At 33.6% G+C, this 18344-nt stretch carries 12 protein-coding genes; 3 read left to right on the top strand and 9 right to left on the bottom strand.

Translation table 11 applies throughout. The annotated features are described in order from the left end of the window. Nucleotides 1-106 precede the first annotated feature (106 nt). Nucleotides 107-556 (top strand): hypothetical protein, encoded by a 450-nt coding sequence (locus tag ACWA1F_RS15900; protein ID WP_456894941.1) that lies wholly within the window; start codon nucleotides 107-109, stop codon nucleotides 554-556. A gap of 116 nt (nucleotides 557-672) precedes the next feature. Here ACWA1F_RS15900 and ACWA1F_RS15895 read toward each other — a convergent pair whose 3' ends face one another. Further along, nucleotides 673-3063 (bottom strand): penicillin acylase family protein, encoded by a 2391-nt coding sequence (locus ACWA1F_RS15895; RefSeq protein ID WP_456894939.1) that lies wholly within the window; start codon nucleotides 3061-3063, stop codon nucleotides 673-675. 114 nt (nucleotides 3064-3177) lie between these two features. On the opposite strand from ACWA1F_RS15895, the gene ACWA1F_RS15890 reads away from it, so the two are divergent. Continuing rightward, entirely contained in the window at nucleotides 3178-4734 is a 1557-nt protein-coding gene (locus ACWA1F_RS15890; RefSeq protein ID WP_456894937.1) for a hypothetical protein, read from the top strand. Nucleotides 4735-4892: 158 nt separating this feature from the next. After that, nucleotides 4893-6689 carry a hypothetical protein gene (locus ACWA1F_RS15885; RefSeq protein WP_456894935.1) on the top strand — a complete coding sequence of 599 codons (1797 nt, stop codon included), beginning with the start codon at nucleotides 4893-4895 and terminating at the stop codon, nucleotides 6687-6689. Between the two features lie 56 nt (nucleotides 6690-6745). Here ACWA1F_RS15885 and ACWA1F_RS15880 read toward each other — a convergent pair whose 3' ends face one another. The 8 genes from ACWA1F_RS15880 to ACWA1F_RS15845 all read right to left on the bottom strand — a co-directional run bounded on the left by ACWA1F_RS15880 (nucleotide 6746) and on the right by ACWA1F_RS15845 (nucleotide 18344). Continuing rightward, on the bottom strand, nucleotides 6746-7192 hold the full coding sequence (locus ACWA1F_RS15880) for a YMGG-like glycine zipper-containing protein (RefSeq protein ID WP_306153160.1): 447 nt from the start codon (nucleotides 7190-7192) through the stop codon (nucleotides 6746-6748). A gap of 561 nt (nucleotides 7193-7753) precedes the next feature. Next, nucleotides 7754-9028, bottom strand: coding sequence for a kynureninase (gene kynU / locus ACWA1F_RS15875; protein WP_456894933.1), 1275 nt, complete (start codon nucleotides 9026-9028; stop codon nucleotides 7754-7756). Between the two features lie 305 nt (nucleotides 9029-9333). Next, nucleotides 9334-10383 carry a tRNA preQ1(34) S-adenosylmethionine ribosyltransferase-isomerase QueA gene (gene queA / locus ACWA1F_RS15870; RefSeq protein WP_306153164.1) on the bottom strand — a complete coding sequence of 350 codons (1050 nt, stop codon included), beginning with the start codon at nucleotides 10381-10383 and terminating at the stop codon, nucleotides 9334-9336. Between the two features lie 384 nt (nucleotides 10384-10767). Continuing rightward, nucleotides 10768-11997, bottom strand: a complete 1230-nt coding sequence (gene aroA, locus ACWA1F_RS15865) for a 3-phosphoshikimate 1-carboxyvinyltransferase (RefSeq protein WP_456894930.1) — start codon at nucleotides 11995-11997, stop codon at nucleotides 10768-10770. A 134-nt stretch (nucleotides 11998-12131) separates the two neighbouring features. Then, nucleotides 12132-12458, bottom strand: a complete 327-nt coding sequence (locus ACWA1F_RS15860) for a nucleotide pyrophosphohydrolase (protein WP_012022600.1) — start codon at nucleotides 12456-12458, stop codon at nucleotides 12132-12134. Between the two features lie 3 nt (nucleotides 12459-12461). Continuing rightward, complete coding sequence (locus ACWA1F_RS15855) at nucleotides 12462-14432, bottom strand: DUF3857 domain-containing protein (protein WP_456894927.1); 1971 nt, start codon at nucleotides 14430-14432, stop codon at nucleotides 12462-12464. Between the two features lie 4 nt (nucleotides 14433-14436). Then, on the bottom strand, nucleotides 14437-16425 hold the full coding sequence (locus ACWA1F_RS15850) for a DUF3857 domain-containing protein (RefSeq protein WP_456894925.1): 1989 nt from the start codon (nucleotides 16423-16425) through the stop codon (nucleotides 14437-14439). A gap of 2 nt (nucleotides 16426-16427) precedes the next feature. Continuing rightward, nucleotides 16428-18344, bottom strand: a complete 1917-nt coding sequence (locus tag ACWA1F_RS15845) for a DUF3857 domain-containing protein (protein WP_456894923.1) — start codon at nucleotides 18342-18344, stop codon at nucleotides 16428-16430.

Raw genomic sequence — 18344 nt, 5'->3', positions numbered from 1 at the left:
TTAAAGTCTATTTTATTGGAGTTTTTTGTTACAACTTGTAACACTCAAATTCGATAATTTATTTTTAAAAAATATTATTTTAGCCCTGCCCAAAATAATTTTACCTATGAATAATTTCAAAAAGCATCCTTTTCTAATTGCTTGTTTCTCTCTTTTTATTTCTTCTAAAAGTATCTCACAAACCAATTACACTTCGGCCGCAATGCCAACGCAGCAAAACAAAATTATAATCGATAAAATTGTCGAAGCTGCACATTACAAAAACTATGTGATTGATTTTTGTTTATCTAAAATAAATGAAACTTCTGCAAAAGAAGGCTGGAACGAACAAAAAGCAATGGAAATTACCCAAAGCATCAATTACAAAAATTTTAGAGATGCGATTTACAACAGTTTTGTGGTTTTTGACGAAGTGGAACTGGAAACTTTATTGAAAGCTTACGAAAAAGACACGGCTTACCAAACTAAAAATGTAATGACCAATAATAAAGTGCTTATTAATAATTTGAACATTTTTGCTGATGATATTGTGAAGGGGAAATATCTTTTGCGATAGAGGTTCTAAGATGCTAAGCTACTGAGGTGTTGAGCTTTTTCTGTGTATAGATCTTTGTCAAAGTTTGGAACTTTGACAAAGATTATAACTTGAAACTTTAAACCTGACACAAAAACTTACTTCTTCGGTTTGAAAACTAATTTTGTAGATGTTTTTACAATCTCATCTTTATTCAATTTCATTTTTCTAAACTTTCCTTCGTTGTACATTTCAGCTTGATCGTCGTAATGTTTACTAAACGGATTTCCAGATTGTCCAGTTGGCAGAATACTCCAGCTGTTTTCTACATCAGCAAAATCGACAATTCTTCTGGTCGAAGGTCCGCCTTTGGTGTAATATCTTCCTTCGTCATTGTATCCGAAGAATAAATTATTGATTACTTCATTGGAACCTGGCGAATTGAAAGGCCCAACATTGAATAATCCGCGAAGGGCTTTTACTTTACCAAGCGGATGCTCGTGTTCTACGGTATGCACTTTTCCCCAATTCCATTCTGAAATATTTTCTCCTAACTGATTCTGCAAAGCAACAACCGCATCATGAAATGATTTCGAAACAACAGCTGTTCTCGTTTCTTTTACATTTTTGGTTTTGATATTATCCCACCAAACCGAATTTCCATTTTTTATCTGATTGGCAATAACTTGTTTTCCAACAGAAATTCCTAAAAACAAATCAAAATTATCTTTACCCATTTCATCTTCAAATGTATTTTTTAGATACAGATAAATCCATTTGTTGTAAATCGTCGGTGCAACATCTTCTAGATTGGTAGTTCCCTTCCAAGATTTTAAAGCCTTTATCACTTCTTTTTCAGCATTAGAAAGCGATTTATCATCCAAACTTGCAATTAAGTTTTTAGAAGTTTCAACAGCCACGTCAGAAGTATTATCGTAAATCATTTTGCTGATGGCTTCTTTATCCCAATCAGATTTAGCATCCAGAATTCCAGAAATTCTTTTCGCACGATCTTCTGGCAAATAATACCCCGGATATAAATAACCGTTATCTATTGCCTCTGGTTGATTATTGGCAGAATAAACATAACCCCATTTTGGATTTTCAGAAGATGGATTTTCTTCAAAATCTAAAAATTTAGTGATATCATCTTTGCCGCTAGCACCGTCTAAAATCAGATGAGTATTAACACCTTCATTATGTCGATACAATTTCCCGCTCGCCCACCAAGCAACATTTCCTTTAGCATCGCCATACATTACGTTCAATCCTGGCGCTGCAATTAAGCTGACAGCCTTTTTAAAATCGGCCGTGTTTTTTGCGTGTGAAAGACCGTAAGCCGCATCTAGAATTTGGATTGGTTCTCTTGTATATGTCCACGACATTGCAATTGAGTTTTTCTTTTCTAAACGCTCCAAAAAATCGTTCATAACGGGACCGTGACCCGTAATTTTAACCGTCAAGACAACATCTGAAGAATCTTTTACTTTAATTGTTTTCTTTCTGATTTCGTATTTGCTGAAACCTTCTGGTGTTTGATATTGAGAAGCATCACCTGCTTTATTTTTTTCTTGGTAAAAATCGATATCGTCATTTTCAAACATTGTCAAACCATAAGCATAATCTCTATTGTGAGCCAAAAGCGGAAACGGAGTTCCAGCCAAATAACAGCCATATAATTCCTGTTTTGGCGTAACTAAATGTGCTTCGTACCAAGTTGCAGGCTGCGAGAACCCAATATGCGGATCATTGGCAAAAATCACTTTTCCAGTTTTCGATTTATGCGGTCCAACAACCCAGCTGTTACTGCCAACAAATGGCGGAATCGGAGATTGATCCAACATTGCCGTTATCGATTTTGAAATCTCGGTATATTCTTCTGTTTTTTCTTTAGAAATTTTAATTTTGGTGTTGTTAAATTCTCCTTCAATTCCTAAATCTTTCAAATATTCAACGCCGTATTTATTTTTAATTTCTGTCAATAAAGGATCGGTTTTCTGCGCCATTGCAAAACTGAAAGACATGTATCCGAAAATATTATATACATCTTCTATTGTAAACTTTTGTTTTTTGACACCAACCAAAGTAAATTCTATTGGCGTAACGCCTTCCTCCAAATACTGATTAATTCCGTCTAAATAAGCCTGAGTCAGTTTATAGCTTTCACTGTTTTTGTCTAGTTTGGCAATCGCTTTCACGGAAGCTTCCTCAATTCCGATTCCAGCAAAGAATTTATCATTTTTAAGCGCAACGCCTCCAAAAAGTTCAGACAAACGACCAGGAGCAATTCGGCGCAACAATTCCATCTGCCATAATCTTTCTTGCGCATGCACATAACCAAGCACCGTCATGGCATCTTTTTCAGAATCGGCATAAATGTGCGGCACTCCAAAATCATCAAAATAAACCGTAGTTTCTTTTTCGAGATTTTTCAATTCTAACGATCCTTCATATTTTGGTTTTAAATGAAAAATATAAGCGCATAAACCAATCGCAAGAATTACAATAAGCACCAACAATGCCAGCAGAATTTTTTTAATTATTCTCATATTCTAAAAAAGTAAAAAGATGAAATTTGTAATAATATAACTTTTATATAAAATTTTATAAGGAGCCACTCTTATTAAAAGTCTAAATTTATGTATTTAAAATTAATACTATAAATGTCAATCTATAAAAAAATAGCTCTTGTAGTAATTTCTCTCCTTGTGATTGTAATTCTTGCCAATATTGGTCTGAATTACTGGATCAAAAAACAGCTTCCGATTATTATTCACGAAAAAAACAAAACCGCTTATAATATTAATTACGAAAAAATTGAAGTCTCTCTTTTTTCCAGAAATATTAATGCGCAGACTTTATTGGTGAGTCCGAAAAATGAACCAAAAGACAGCAAAAACGGACTTTTTTCTAAAATTGAATCCATCACCATAAAGCATTTCAATATTTGGGATTTGGCTTTTCGCGATGTCATTCAGGCGGAAAGCATAATTATCAATAAACCGCGAATCATTTTATACAAAAAAGGCGAAAAATTAATCAATAACAGCAAAAGTATTCAGAAAGAGATTATTGATCCTTTTCGAAAAATTATTGCGGTTTCGAATATTTACCTCAACGATGGAACGGTCGATGTTGTTTCTCTCGACACAGAAAAACCAATTTTTAGCATCAAAAAAATCCTTTTAAAACTGGAAGGGATTTTAATTACCGACGCTACTTTAAAAGAAAAAATTCCGATTCAATATAAAAAATATGCTTTGGTTTGCGACAGCTTATTTTACAGACCAAATGGTTTTTACCACATCAATATTGGAAAAATAAGCACCGAAAAGAATTTTTTAAAGATTAATAATTTCTCCAATCTTCCTCAATTGGAACGACGAGATTTTTTGAAACATCTTGACAAAGAAAAAGATATTTACCGTTTAAAATTTGACTCGGCACAGGTTGAAAAAATGGATTGGGGTTTTAAAAATGACCAATTTTATCTTAAAGCAAATTCGCTAGTAATTAATCATTTTGATGCTAATATTTATCGCGGAAAAATGATAAAAGACGATCCAAGCAAAAAATACCTGTACAATCATTTACTGCGAAATCTAAAATTTCCGCTTCAAATTGACACACTTCAAGTTTTAAAATCGAAACTGGTTTACGAAGAAGAGCTTGATTTTTCTAAAGGCCCTGGAGTTTTAACCTTCGACAAATTCAATCTGCAAGCAACTAATTTGCGAAGCGGTTTTGGCTTAAAAAAAACAGACGATGTCAAAATAAAAGTCAAATGTATTTTTATGAAAAACTCTCCTCTTGATGTCGATTGGAGTTTTAATGTTTTGGATAAAAGCGACGGATTTCATATTCAAGGCACTATTTCAAATTTTGACGTTACGGCGATGACAAGATTTACCAAACCTTACATAAACTCCACTTTTACAGGAACTTTTAACAAATACCGTTTTAATTTTTACGGAAACGACAATGGCTCAAAAGGAAATGCTTCTTTAGATTATGATGATCTCAAAGTAAAATTGTACAAAAAGAAAAATCCAGAAAAAGAAGCCAAGCTTAAATCTGCAATTGCCAATTTACTGGTAAAAAATGATTCCAAAGACGGAGCAAAATCTGCAGAAATTGAAGTCGAGCGACTTCAAGACAGATCGTTTTATAATCTTCTGTGGCGAAGCATTGCAGAATCTCTCAAGAAGATTTTGATATAAAAAACGCAAAGATTTTCTGCCACTAATTCACGAATTTCATTAAAAATAATTCGTGAATTAGTGGCGAAAAAAACTTTACCAACCCACAAACCTGACATTTATCAGGTTTTAAAAAGAATTATTTTTTTTCATTTGTCTCTATTTTAATCCGAATACAAATGACAAAAAGAAATCTGCATACTTTTCATATTCCGGTAATGGGATTGGCCTATACGATAGACAGCCCAATAAGAGTCGCGCAGTACGGAATTTCATCAGTTGTTGCTTTGGCCGATGATGATTTGATTGAAAAGATGCGTAATTTTTACAGCACTAAATTCAACATTCCATACGAAGAAATCACTCAAAAATTTCACGATTATCGTGCTGAAAGAATTACCTCTTATTTAAATTTAGTCGATAAAATTGTAAAAGAGAAATTCGAAAATTTTAAAACAGAATTGGCAGAAAGCAAAACGTCTTTAGAAAACTTTATGTCAATGTTGCCTAATACTTCTGATATTAAAAAAGGATTTCAGAATTTACTGGACGATGGAATTGCTTTTAAGGAAAACATTCAGAATTATATTGAATCGCATCTTTTTCCTGGAGAGATTGACGTCAATATCATGACGAAATTAGATAAAGATAATTTTATCAAAAACGAACAGCTTCCTACCGAATTTAATGATGCTCATGCTGCTTTAAGAGGTTTTGCCAATAGTAATCTGGAATCTTCAGTTGTGCTTTCAGCAGGGATGAATCCGAGATTGTTCGGTTATTTCGAAAACTTCAAAGATTTTTTCCCAGATGAAAATAATTTTCTGAGAAAAAAAATTATCCTAAAAGTAAGCGATTTTAGATCGGCAATGATTCAAGGAAATTTTTTAGCCAAAAAAGGGCTTTGGGTTTCTGAATACCGAATTGAATCGGGATTAAACTGCGGCGGACATGCGTTTGCCACCGACGGCCTTTTATTGGGCACTATTCTAGAGGAATTCAAGGAGAAAAAAGAGCAATTGATACAATCTGCCCATGAATTAATGATTAAGGCTCTACAGTCAAAAAATATGACTTGTCCTGAAAACCCTTTAGAATTAAAAATTACCGTTCAAGGCGGAGTTGGAACAGCAGCAGAACATGAGTTTTTATTAGACAAATACAACGTCGATTCTGTGGGCTGGGGCTCTCCATTTTTATTGGTTCCCGAAGCTACTTCTGTAGACCAAGAAACCCGTAATTTATTGATGAATGCCAAAGAAGATGATTTTTACTTAAGTAATATTTCGCCTTTGGGAGTTCCGTTTAATACGTTGAAAGGAACCACGAATGAATTTTTTAAGCAAAAGCGAATTCATGAAAATAAAGCAGGAAGTTCGTGCCCAAAGAAATTTTTAGCATTAAGCAAAGAATACGATCCGCACGGAATCTGTACGGCCTCAAAAAAATATCAGGATATAAAACTGGAAGAATTAGAAGCAAAAAAAGATGCTTTATCTGCTGATGAATTCGAAAAAAGCAAAATTAAAATTACCGAAAAATCATGTTTGTGTGTTGGGTTGGCCAATGCTTCTTATCTGGAAAATGATATTAAAATAAAAGGTCAGGCACAAGGCGTAGTCATTTGCCCTGGACCAAACTTAGCTTATTTTGATCAGGAAGTTTCTTTAAAAGATATGATCCAGCATATTTATCAAGGCAAATCGGTTATTAGAACAGAACGTCCAAACTTATTTATAAAAGAGCTTAAAATGTATGTGGAGTATTTTAGAAATGAAATTCAATCTCTTTCTGGAGAACTTACAGTTGCTCAGCTTAAAAAATGGAATACTTTTAAATCGAATCTGTTGGATGGAATTGAGTATTATAAAAATTTATTTGAATCGACGATGCCCTTTAAAGGTGACCTAAATCAACTCGATTCTTGTAAATCAGAATTAGTTGGTATTAAAATTCCCGTTTCAGAGTTGGTTTAAAATTGAAAACCCCAAATGTGGTCACATTTGGGGTTTGTTTTTATTTATAGAATATACTATTCTTTCTTCTTATTCTTGCTGTCAATAACAGCTCCAGTTCCAGTTCCTACCGCAGCTCCGGCCAAACCGCCAATAATAGCACCTTCGCCTTTTTTCTTACTGACAATTGCTCCAGTTGCAGCACCAACTCCAGCACCAATTACGGCACCTTTAGCGGTTGCACTCCAACCTTTCTTTTTAGCTGTTGCGGCTGGTGCAGCTGTTGTTCCGTCTTGCTGATGCACGACAACAACTTTCTCTTTCTGAGCTTCTTTCTGAGCCTCGATCTTTTCTGCATTTATTTTAGCCATTTCAGTCTTCATCGAATCGATAACACGCTGTTTGTTAATCTCAACTTTCATTGAATCAATGCTGGCTTGTTTAGCTTTATTTATATCTTCTTTGCTTTGTTGCTGGCAAGAAGTTAAAAATATCACGGTCAATAATATATATAAGCCTTTCATGATTGTAATTTTTAAAATTATACATTACAAATTACGAAATATCTGCTATAACAGTTGTTACAGAATTTTTTTGAAAGATTATAAAATTTGAGGGAACAGAGTGGTAAAGTGACAAAGATGCAAAGTTTTATCCCTAGACTTTTTATGCCACAGATTGAAAAGATTAAAAGGATTTTTTTTCTGCTGAATCTGCTAAATCTGCGGGAGAAATTATTTCTCGCAGATTTTTGTTTTTTTTGTAGATAATAATCTCGCAAAGACGCTAAGTCGCAAAGTTTTAATTTGAATTGCCTCCTGCTTTAGCTGGAGGTAAAATTAAGAAATACCGAAAAGGCTTTAGCCAAACTTTACTGTTTGGGCTAAAGCCTGATTTGTGACATAAAAAAACCTCCAGCTAAAGCTGGAGGCAATTGATAATATATTAATAAATTGTTTCGGGCAGATTTAAAAGATTTAAGCATAAAAATAAAATCCCTTTAAGTCCTTTTATCCCGATAGCTATCGGGAGTGGCAAAAAAACTTTGCCTCTTTGCAACTCTGTAACTTTGCAACTTAAAAAACTTACTTTCCTAAAATTCCTTTTTTCAGGATTTGTCCGAAATCGTACATATCTTCATAAGAGCAATACAGTGGAACTGGTGCAAGACGAATTACATTTGGTTCGCGCCAGTCTGTGATTACTCCGTTTTTCATTAAATAATCAAATAAAGCTCTTCCTTCTCCGTGCAAAAATACAGATAACTGAGAAGCTCTTTCTTCTGGATTTGTAGGCGTGATAATTTCAAAAGTACTATCGACTTCTTTATCAATTTCATGAAGAATAAATTCCAGATAAGAAGTAATATGATCACGCTTTTTGATTAAAGCATCCATTCCAACTTCAGCAAACATTTCTACAGAAGCCAAATATGGTGCCAGCGAAAGAACGGGAAGATTACTAATCTGCCATCCGTCTGCTCCATGAACGGGATCAAAAGTAGGTTCCATTTTAAAACGGCGCTCTTTATTGTGTCCCCACCATCCCGCAAATCTTGGAAGATCTGAATTATGATGTTTTTCATGAACGAAACAGCCCGAAGCATTTCCTGGACCTGAATTCATGTATTTATAACTGCACCAAGCAGCAAAATCGACATTCCAATCGTGCAGTTCTAGTTTGATATTTCCAGCGGCGTGCGCTAAATCCCAACCCACTTTTGCTCCTGCTTTTTGACCAGCGGCCGTTATGTTTTTAATATCAAAAACTTGTCCTGTATAATAATTTACTCCACCAATTAAGACTAAAGCCAATTCATCGCCAACTTCTTCAATTTTTGCTAAAACGTCTTCTAGACGAATATTATGTTCTCCTTCTCTACGTTTGATTTCTACAATAGCATCTTCTGGTTTGTATCCATGAAAATTTACCTGACTCTGAAACATATATTGATCTGACGGAAAAGCTTTTTCTTCGCAGATAATTTTGTAACGTTTCCCTTTTGGCTGATAAAAAGAAACCATCAACAAGTGAAGATTTACCGTCAAAGTATTCATAACCGTAACTTCTGACGGAAGTGCACCCACAATTTTACTCAATGGTTCTGCAAATCTTTCCTGATAATCCCACCACGGTTTTTCAGCATAAAAATGACCTTCAACAGCTAGTTCTGCCCAGTCGTTCATAACTTCGTCTATGTAGGCTTTGGTACGTTTTGGCTGTAAGCCTAATGAATTTCCTGTAAAATAAATTACTCTTTTATCATTTACTTTAGGGAAAATAAATTCGTTTTGATACTGTTTTAATGCGTCTTGCAAATCAAGCTCTCGTGCAAATTCGCGTGTATTTTGAAAAGTCATTGTTTTTTGTTTTATGTGCTAAAATAACAAATTTTGTTTGTTTTGTTTCAGGTTTTAGGTTTCAAGTTGAAATGCTTTATGTTTTTTACCGCAAAGTCCGCAAGGATTTTTTATCAAACTGAACGTTACAAACGTTAATAAGTTCGCAAAGCTTTGCGTTCTTTTTCATTTTGCAAACACAAACCGAGTAAAAAAATCCTTGCGGACTTTGCGGTTAAATTTCACAACGAACGTGAAACAAATAAAACGAAAAAACCCGACAAATCTTGAAAACTTGTCGGGTCTTTTTTTATGATAAATGCTAATTATAAAATCAACATTGCGTCTCCGTAAGAATAGAATTTGTATCCTTCTTTGATCGCTTCTTCGTATGCTTTTTTCATTAAATCGTGTCCACAGAAAGCAGAAATCATCATTAACAATGTTGATTTTGGTGTGTGGAAGTTTGTAATCATACAGTTTGCGATACTGAAATCGTGAGGAGGGAAAATAAATTTATTTGTCCATCCTTCGTATGGATTTAAAGTGTTTGCAGAAGAAACAGAACTTTCAATTGCACGCATAGAAGTTGTTCCTACAGCACAAATACGTTTTTTCTTTGCTTTTCCTTCATTTACGATATCACAAGCTTTTTGAGTAATGATCAATTCCTCAGAATCCATTTTGTGTTTAGACAAATCTTCAACCTCAACTGGGTTGAAAGTTCCTAAACCAACGTGTAAAGTTACCTCTGCAAAGTTCACTCCTTTGATTTCTAATTTTTTCAAAAGGTGTTTAGAGAAGTGTAAACCTGCAGTTGGTGCTGCTACAGCTCCTTCTTCTTTTGCATAAATTGTTTGGTATCTTTCAGCATCCTCAGCAGTTACTTCTCTGTTGATGTATTTAGGAATTGGAGTTTCTCCAAGTTCTGTCAATTTATTTCTGAATTCTTCGTAAGATCCATCGTATAAGAAACGTAAAGTTCTACCGCGAGAAGTAGTATTGTCGATTACCTCAGCAACCAACGAATCGTCATCACCAAAATAAAGTTTGTTACCAATACGGATTTTTCTAGCTGGGTCTACTAAAACGTCCCAAAGTCTTTGCTCAGAATTTAATTCTCTTAATAAGAAAACCTCAATTCTAGCTCCTGTTTTTTCTTTGTTTCCGTACAAACGCGCAGGGAAAACTTTTGTATTGTTAAGAATTAAAACGTCTCCGTCATCAAAATAGTTGATAACGTCTTTAAACATTTTATGTTCGATAGTATTTTTTTTACGGTCAATTACCATTAAGCGAGATTCATCTCTGTTTTCTGCTGGGAATTCAGCCAAAAGTTCTTTCGGTAAGTTGAAATTGAAGTGTGATAATTTCATATTTGAATTATAGATTTTAGCGTGTAGATTTTAGATTTGCTCATCTAAAATTTTAAATCGGTTGCAAATATACGATTGTGAGATAGGCGTTGTCAAGTGTTTTGCCTTTTATTTTCAAAAGTCCTTGATTTACTGAGGTTTCAGATTGACTTAAAAAGCTATTCTTTAAGTCAATTTTAACTTATCTAAACCATATAAGCCATATAAGTTCATTTTAAGACTGCTTACATTCCCGTTTAAACCCGACAGGTTTTAAAAACCTGTCGGGTTTACTTTCCAATGCGCATAAAAAAACCTCTGGTTTCAACCAGAGGTTACATTTTTTAAGCTTTATTCTGCTTTTATTTAAAATGAACTTATATGACTTATATGGTTCAAAAAAAATTAAATTTCTTCAATTTGAAAATTTAATGCTTTTAAGTCATTCCAGAAATCTGGGTATGATTTTGAAACCACTTCTGCATCGTCAATGATAATAGGTACTTTAATCGCAAGCGGCGCAAATGCCATTGCCATACGGTGATCATTATAAGTTGCAATATGAATATCGTGATTAATATTTTCTGAACGAACTAAAGTCAAACTATCATTAGTCACCGAAATATTAGCGCCCAATTTAGTAAGCTCATTTCTTAGAGCTTCTAAACGATCTGTTTCTTTAATTTTTAAAGTATGAAGACCTGTTAAATGGCATCCGATTCCTAGACCTAAACACGTTACTACAATAGTCTGAGCGATATCTGGCGTATTATTCAATTCAAAATTTACATCTAGGTAATTGAATCCAGAAACTTTTTCCAAAGTCATTTTATTATTTTGGAAAGTTGTTTTCACGCCCATTTTCGCGTAAAGCGAAACCAATTCAGAATCTCCCTGAAGACTATTTTCTTTGTAACTGCTTAAAGTAATTTTTGCAGCATCTGACAAAGCTACAAGACTGAAGAAATAAGAAGCAGAACTCCAATCTGATTCGACTACCATCTCTTTGGTTTCAACTGAGGTTTTTGGATAAACTTTAATTACGTTTCCTTCAAAACTAGTCTGAATATCTAAATCCGCTAGCAAAGCTAAAGTCATTTTGATATACGGAATTGAAGTAATTTCTCCTTCTAAAGTTAGCTCTAAACCATTATCTAATTTTGAAGCTACTAATAAAAGTGCCGAAATATATTGGCTGCTCACATTTGCTGCCAGCGTTACTTTTGAAGCAGTAACTTTTTTTCCTTTAATTCTAATTGGCGGGTAACCTTCATTTTTTTCGTATGAAATCTCAACACCCAATTGTGCCAAAGCTTCAACTAAAATTTTAATCGGACGTTCCTGCATTCTACTCGAACCTGTCAGAACTACTTCTCTGCCTTCGTTAACCGAAAAATAAGCCGTAAGGAAACGCATTGCTGTTCCTGCGTGGTGAATGTCTACAATTTCATCATTTCCGGCAAGTGCTTTCTGCATTACTTCGCTGTCATCTGAGTTTGATGTATTGGCTAAAGTAATATTTGGGAATAATGCTTTTAGTAACAATAAACGGTTCGTTTCACTTTTAGAACCGGTAATATTTAGTTGCGAATCATCAATGGTGAATGGTGAATTCGTGCTTAATTTTAAATTCATTTTTTTAATTGTAAGTTGTGAATTATGAATTATGAATGACTAGAAACATAATTCAGCCCCGCAATTTACCACTCCCCATTCATAATTCAAAATTCAAAACTCATAATTCAAAACTTATGAGTGATATTTCACAATTATTTCAATTTATCATTGTTTTTGTGACGATCTTTATCTCTAACCGATTTTAGATCCATTTTTTTGTCAAAAGCGGCTTGTAAATCGATTCCGGTCTGATTTGCCAAACATAAAACTACGAAGACAACATCTGCCAATTCTTCTCCTAAATCTTTGTTTTTATCGCTTTCTTTTTCAGATTGTTCTCCGTAACGGCGGGCAATAATCCTTGCCACTTCTCCAACTTCTTCTGTTAGTTGTGCCATATTGGTCAATTCGTTAAAATAACGAACACCGTGTTCTTTTATCCAAGTATCTACGTCAAGTTGTGCATTTTTCAAGTCCATCTTCTATGTCTTTTTTAGAATTATTTTATTGTTTTGAATTTCGATTATTTTCTGAAAAAAATCTCTAATCATATCGTAATCATCGGTCGGAAAAATAGCTTTGCTGATTTCCTGAGTTACTATAATCTGTATCTGATTTTCATCTGCCATCGTGTTCATCGTGTACGAAGCTGCTTTATCTTCCATAACAATTCTTAATGGAGTTGGCACCGATTCTACCTTATAACCATCTGGTATTTTCAAAAATAGATTATATTTTCTTTGTTCTGGATAGCCAAAGTAAATTGGCATTTGTCTTTTTTCTAATTTGAAAGGATTGCTTCCGTAAGTAAAAAACAGCAGAGGATTGAGCACTATTTTGTCTCCAATTATGTCATAGGCTTTATTTGAACTAAATGTGATTTTTTCAAAAACAGGTTTCGATAAATTGCTGTTTTGATTTTCAATTTTATAATCTTCTATTTCAATTCCTCCAAAATCATTTTCCAATCTTTCGATGTTGCTTTCATTGGCTTTACCTCCATAATTTTCTCTAAAGGAAAGTGCTAGATAATCTGTTTTCTGTAGAGATAAAGTTCCGTTAAGCTGAGCTGTTTCTGGCGACAATGACACTTTTATGGTATTGATGCGTTTTGAAAAACTTGTCGGAATCAATTCTATTTCTTTAGAAAAACCATCGCTCTTAATTAGTCTTCCTTTCCAGTTTAAAACGTTTAATGGAAGAATGTTTGGAATTGTAAACTTACTGGATGCATCCATTAAAATCTGTTCGCCATCAATTTCAGCTGCGGCAATCACATAATTAAAAACGGTACGGTTAGGAAATAATGGAATTCCATTTTCGGTAGTACTTACTAAAACTGGATTTGCCTCAATTTTAGCCGCCTTTAGCATTGCAATAAGCATTAAATTAATTTCAGCTACATTCCCTGTTTGTTCTTGGTACGCTTTCTTGACTCCTTTAACGGTATAATAGCCTTTCTTTTTATCCCAATTCATTCTATTCTGAACAAATTTGAAAATGGTGTCTAGCCGTTGCCTCGGAGAATTTGCGTCTTGCAGAAGTTTCTTTAAATCTTCTTCAAAAAAACTTCTTTCAGCCAATTCTTTTCCAAATTCAGCGTCTTTGTAAGTAGTGGATGCCAGTCCTTCCCAGGTTTTAGTATAATCTACGACTGGCTTATCTGGAAATCTTTTTAGTTCTAGTTCATTTTGAATTGAACCTCTATAGTTGTCTATATTATCAATAAAGCTTTCTTCTTTTAATGCAGGAACGTCTTTTCCGGTATATAAGCTTCGAATTTGCTTGTAATTGCTAGCGTAAATCTGTTTAATATTCTCTACCTCTCCGCTCATTTCTGGTTTTATGTTGCCAACAATAAGCGTTTTATAAATAAAGAATTCCGGAATTTCAGATTTGTATTCAAAATAATTGACTGGAATATCATACTGAAATTCAAAATCAGGAAGACGAACCAAGTTTTCAGATTTTAAAACATATTTAAATTCTATAACAGATCCTTCTTTTACATTAGGAAGCGTGATTGAGGCAACGTTCCAATATTGATTTACTTTATTATTAAAATTGCCATCGCTTTTCATTTTTGTTTTTACAATTTCTCCATTTACGAGATTGTATGTTACAGCGTCCGAAAAGGAGACTTTATCGTCTCTTAAGTTCTCGTATCCTACGTAATAAGATACTTTTTGAGTTGCCCAGCTTAATCCTTCTTTTTTATAAATTTTAATTCTGAATTCGTAAACATGATTGGCAATAAAACCATTTTCTTCTGTATAAGTAAAATAGGTTCTTCCTTTTTTAAATAAAATGGCCGCTGGCGCAAAAGTATCTTTAGGGTTTTCTTTTTCCTGTAATTCCTGAATGGTTACTTTTCCCAATTCAAAATTTTGAGCGTTAATTCCAGAAGTAAAAAGAATCAGAAAAAGAAAAATGGCAAGCGGACGAAAATTCATTTTATCATATTTTTTTTAGAACAATTTTTTCATTTTGGCTTACAATCATTTTCTGAAAAAACTCTTTTATCATTCCGTAATCCTCAGCTGCAAAAATACTATTGTTGATTTCTTTTTGGCTTATAATTTGAATTTTGTTTTCTGAAACTGAAAAATTTAAAATAAACGACATCTTTTTGTCTTCTGAAGAGATTTTAACCGGTTTTGGCATAGATTCTACTGTATAACCTTGTGGAATTTCGACATTAAAAGTAAATCTTTCCAAATTTTTATACCCAAAATAAACTGGCATAACTCTATTTTCCTGATTGAATGGATTTTTTGTTTGTGTGAAAAACAATAACGGATTTACAAAAATCTTACCGTTAATAATATCTGAACGGCTGTCTGAAGCAAAAGTAAAAGTTTCTATAACCGACTGATCTAAATTTGATTTCTGATTCTCTATTTTATAATTTGAAATCGTTAATCCTCCCAATTTATTCTCAAATTTTTCCAGATAAGAATCCTCCGTTTTAGCATTGTTTTCTTCTCTAAAGCTGTACGCATCATAATCTGTTCGCTGCACCCTCGCCTGACCATTCATTTTTCCGTCAGGATCCACTTTAACCATAAGAGTATAAATTTCTTTAGATTGTGATGCAGGATCTAATTCTATTTCTTGCGAACTGCCATCTTTCTTAACCAATCTTCCTTTCCAGTTTAAAACATTTAATGGTAAAATGTTAGGAGAAGTAAGTTTATGCGTTGCATCCAAAAGGATTCTTTTTCCATCAATATCTGCTGCAACTATTACATAATTAAATCCTGTTCTTGTGGGATAAACGGGAAGTCCGTTCTGGATTGTACTTACCAAAACTGGATTTGCTTCTATACCAGCCGCACGAAGCATATTGATCAAAATAAAATTAATTTCGGCTACATTCCCCGTTTGATCTTTATAAGCTTTTACAACTCCTTTTTCTGTATGACAGCTATTAATTTCATTCCAGTTCATTCGATTCTTAACATACGTAAAAATCAGATTCAATCTTTCATTTTTATCTTCTACGTTTGTCAATAATTTATTGAGATCGTCTGTAAACAATGAGGCTTCATTAAGCTGTTTGCCAAAACTCTCGTCTTTAAAAATCGTTTGTGCAACGCCTTCCCATGTCAAACTGTAATCTTTAACAGGCTGATCTGGCATACGAACTCTTTCTAGTTCCTGCTGAATACTGCCTCGATAATTTTCAAGATTATTGATATACGGTTCCTCTTTTAACGCAGGAACATCTTTTCCTTCATAAAAGGTTTCAATTTGTTTGTAGCTAAAGGAACTGGTCTGACTGTAAGCATTGTCAAAACTCTGACTAGCACTTGTAAATTTAGATTCCGTTGTAAGCGGAATTCCTCCAATTAAAATAGGCTTATAAATAAAAAATTCTGGAATTTGTGTCTTGTAATAAAAATAGTCGACAGGAATGTCAAACTGAATATCAAAATCTGGAAATTTTATAAGATTTTCCGATTTTAAAACATATTTATACTCAATAATAGAACCCACTTTTACATTTGGCAATGTAATGGTCTTTTCTTTCCAGTATTTATTGATTTTGGTTTTAAATTCTCCTTGATTATTTAGTTTCGTTTTTACAATGGTTCCGTTTTCTAAATTATACGTAACCGCATCTGAGAACTCTAAACGGTCTTCATTTAACTTTTCGTATCCAATATAGAAACGCACTTTCTGGTCTGCCCAGCTCAAACCTTCTTTCTTGTAAATTTTGATTTTTACCTCGCAGACATGGTTGGCATAAAATCCAACATCCTTGTTATAACCAAAATAAGTCCTTCCCTTTTTAAACAGGATAGCAGCGGGCGCGCTGCTATCTTTAGGATGAACTTTCTCATTTAATTCTGAAATTGTTACTTTGCCCAATTCATATTTTTGAGCTTGAATTGTTATTGTACTTCCCAAAAGGGCAGTACAAATTAGGAGAAATCTCAACATTCTTAAATACGTTTTAAAACTATTTTTTCGGTTTGTTTTGCGATCATTTCTTTGTAGTAATCTTTTAGAATTACGTATTGTTCTTTAGACACTATAGGCGAATTAATTTGATGTGACACTAATAATTGTAGCGTATTATCAATGACTGCAATGTTATATCTAAAAACTCCTAAATCTTCGTCCATCGCGACTACTCCTCCAACAGGAATTGTTTCTAGTGCATAACCTTCAGGAATTCGTATGCTAATATTGTATTTTTCTAAAAAAGGAAATCCAAAATCGACAGGATATTCTCTTGTTTCCTGCTTAAAAGGATTTTTTGTATTAGCAAAAAAGAGCATTGGCTTAATATATATTTTGTCCCCTATTAATTCACAAAAATTGGTGCTTGTAAACGAAAAGCTTTCTACAGCTGGCAACAAAACATCTTTTTCATTTGATCTGCTATAATCGTTTATTTCGATTTTACCATATTTATTTTCGAGATCGTCGAGATAGGCGTCTTCTTTCGTTTTTTCAAAATTATTTCTGCAGTCCATTGCTTTGTGCTCTGTGTACTGGCATCTTACTTTTCCTTTTATTCTGCCTCCAGCTTCGATAGTATAATCTATTGCAACATTATCTGCTGCAAACTTTTTAGGAGCCAAATCAATGCTTTCTGAAGTTCCGTCTTTACGAATTAATCTTCCTATCCAATTTAAATCTCTTAAAGGAAGTACGTTTGGAGCAGAGAAAGGATCTGTCGCATCAAGCAGTATCATTTCGTCTCCTGATTCAACAGCTGCAATCACATAATTGAAAGCATTTAGATTCGGAAAAAAAGCAATTCCGTTTGAACGGGTACTAATCAAAACAGGATTTGCTTTAAGTTTCGCCTCTCGAAGCATTGCGGTAAGCATTAAATTAATATCTGCGCTATTTCCTATTTTTTCTTTGTAAGCTTTACGAACTCCTTTTTCGCAAGAATAGCCAGCATGCTGATTCCATTTTACATTTGATTTCACATATTCTAAAATCGCAGTAATTTTTGCATTAGCTGTTGTTTTTCCTTCCAATAATACTTTAAGATCTTCTTCAAAATAGCCCGATTTATTTAATTCCGTCCCGAAGGAATCAAAATCATAAATAGTTTTGGCAACACTTGTCCAGTCTGATGACAATGTCTTATAAAACTGTCCAGGAACAGAAATTCTTTCTAACTCAATAGTAATTCCTGTTCTGTAATTGTCAATATTATTTACAAAAGCTTCTTCTTTCATTGCTGGCAGATTCTGAAAAACATAACTTGTTTCTGTAGCAATATAATTGTAAGTGTTAGCCACTTTCGAAGTTATTTTGGGCGCAAAAAAACCTTTCAGATTTTTTTTAAACACAAAAGCATCTGGAAAAATGGTTTTAAGCTCAGAATAATTGACTGGGATATTTTCTTGAAAATTCCAATTGTAAAGAGTAGAGAAACCACCTTCTTCGGTGTACTGAAATTCAATAATAGAACCTTCCTTTACTTCTGGAAAAGCTATTTTTTTAATCCAGTAACTGGTATTGGTTTTTTCGATAAACTCATTTTCAGGTTTAAGTTTTGTCTTTACAATTTTTCCATCAACTAAATTATAAGTAAAGGCACTCACTATATGCACATAACTTAATTTTCCGGCCGCAAAATAAATTGCAATATTTGATAAATAATAGCCTTCGCTTTTATAAATCTTAATTTTCTTAGTGGTCGTCTTTTGAGAGTTTCCGTTATTATTAAGATTTAAAGCGATATTACTATACAAAATAGCCGCCGCCGAAGTTGAATCTTTTGGATGCCTTTTTTCTTCCAGCTGTGCTATTGTAACATTTCCTAAAGAAGCATTTTGTGCAATTCCTTTCAGAAATGCACAAAACAAAAAGATAGAAATTATAAAATTTCTCAT

The organism is Flavobacterium erigeronis (assembly GCF_054075165.1).
Note: the sequence above shows the minus strand (reverse complement) of the source record. Positions and strands in the feature narration are given on the sequence as shown.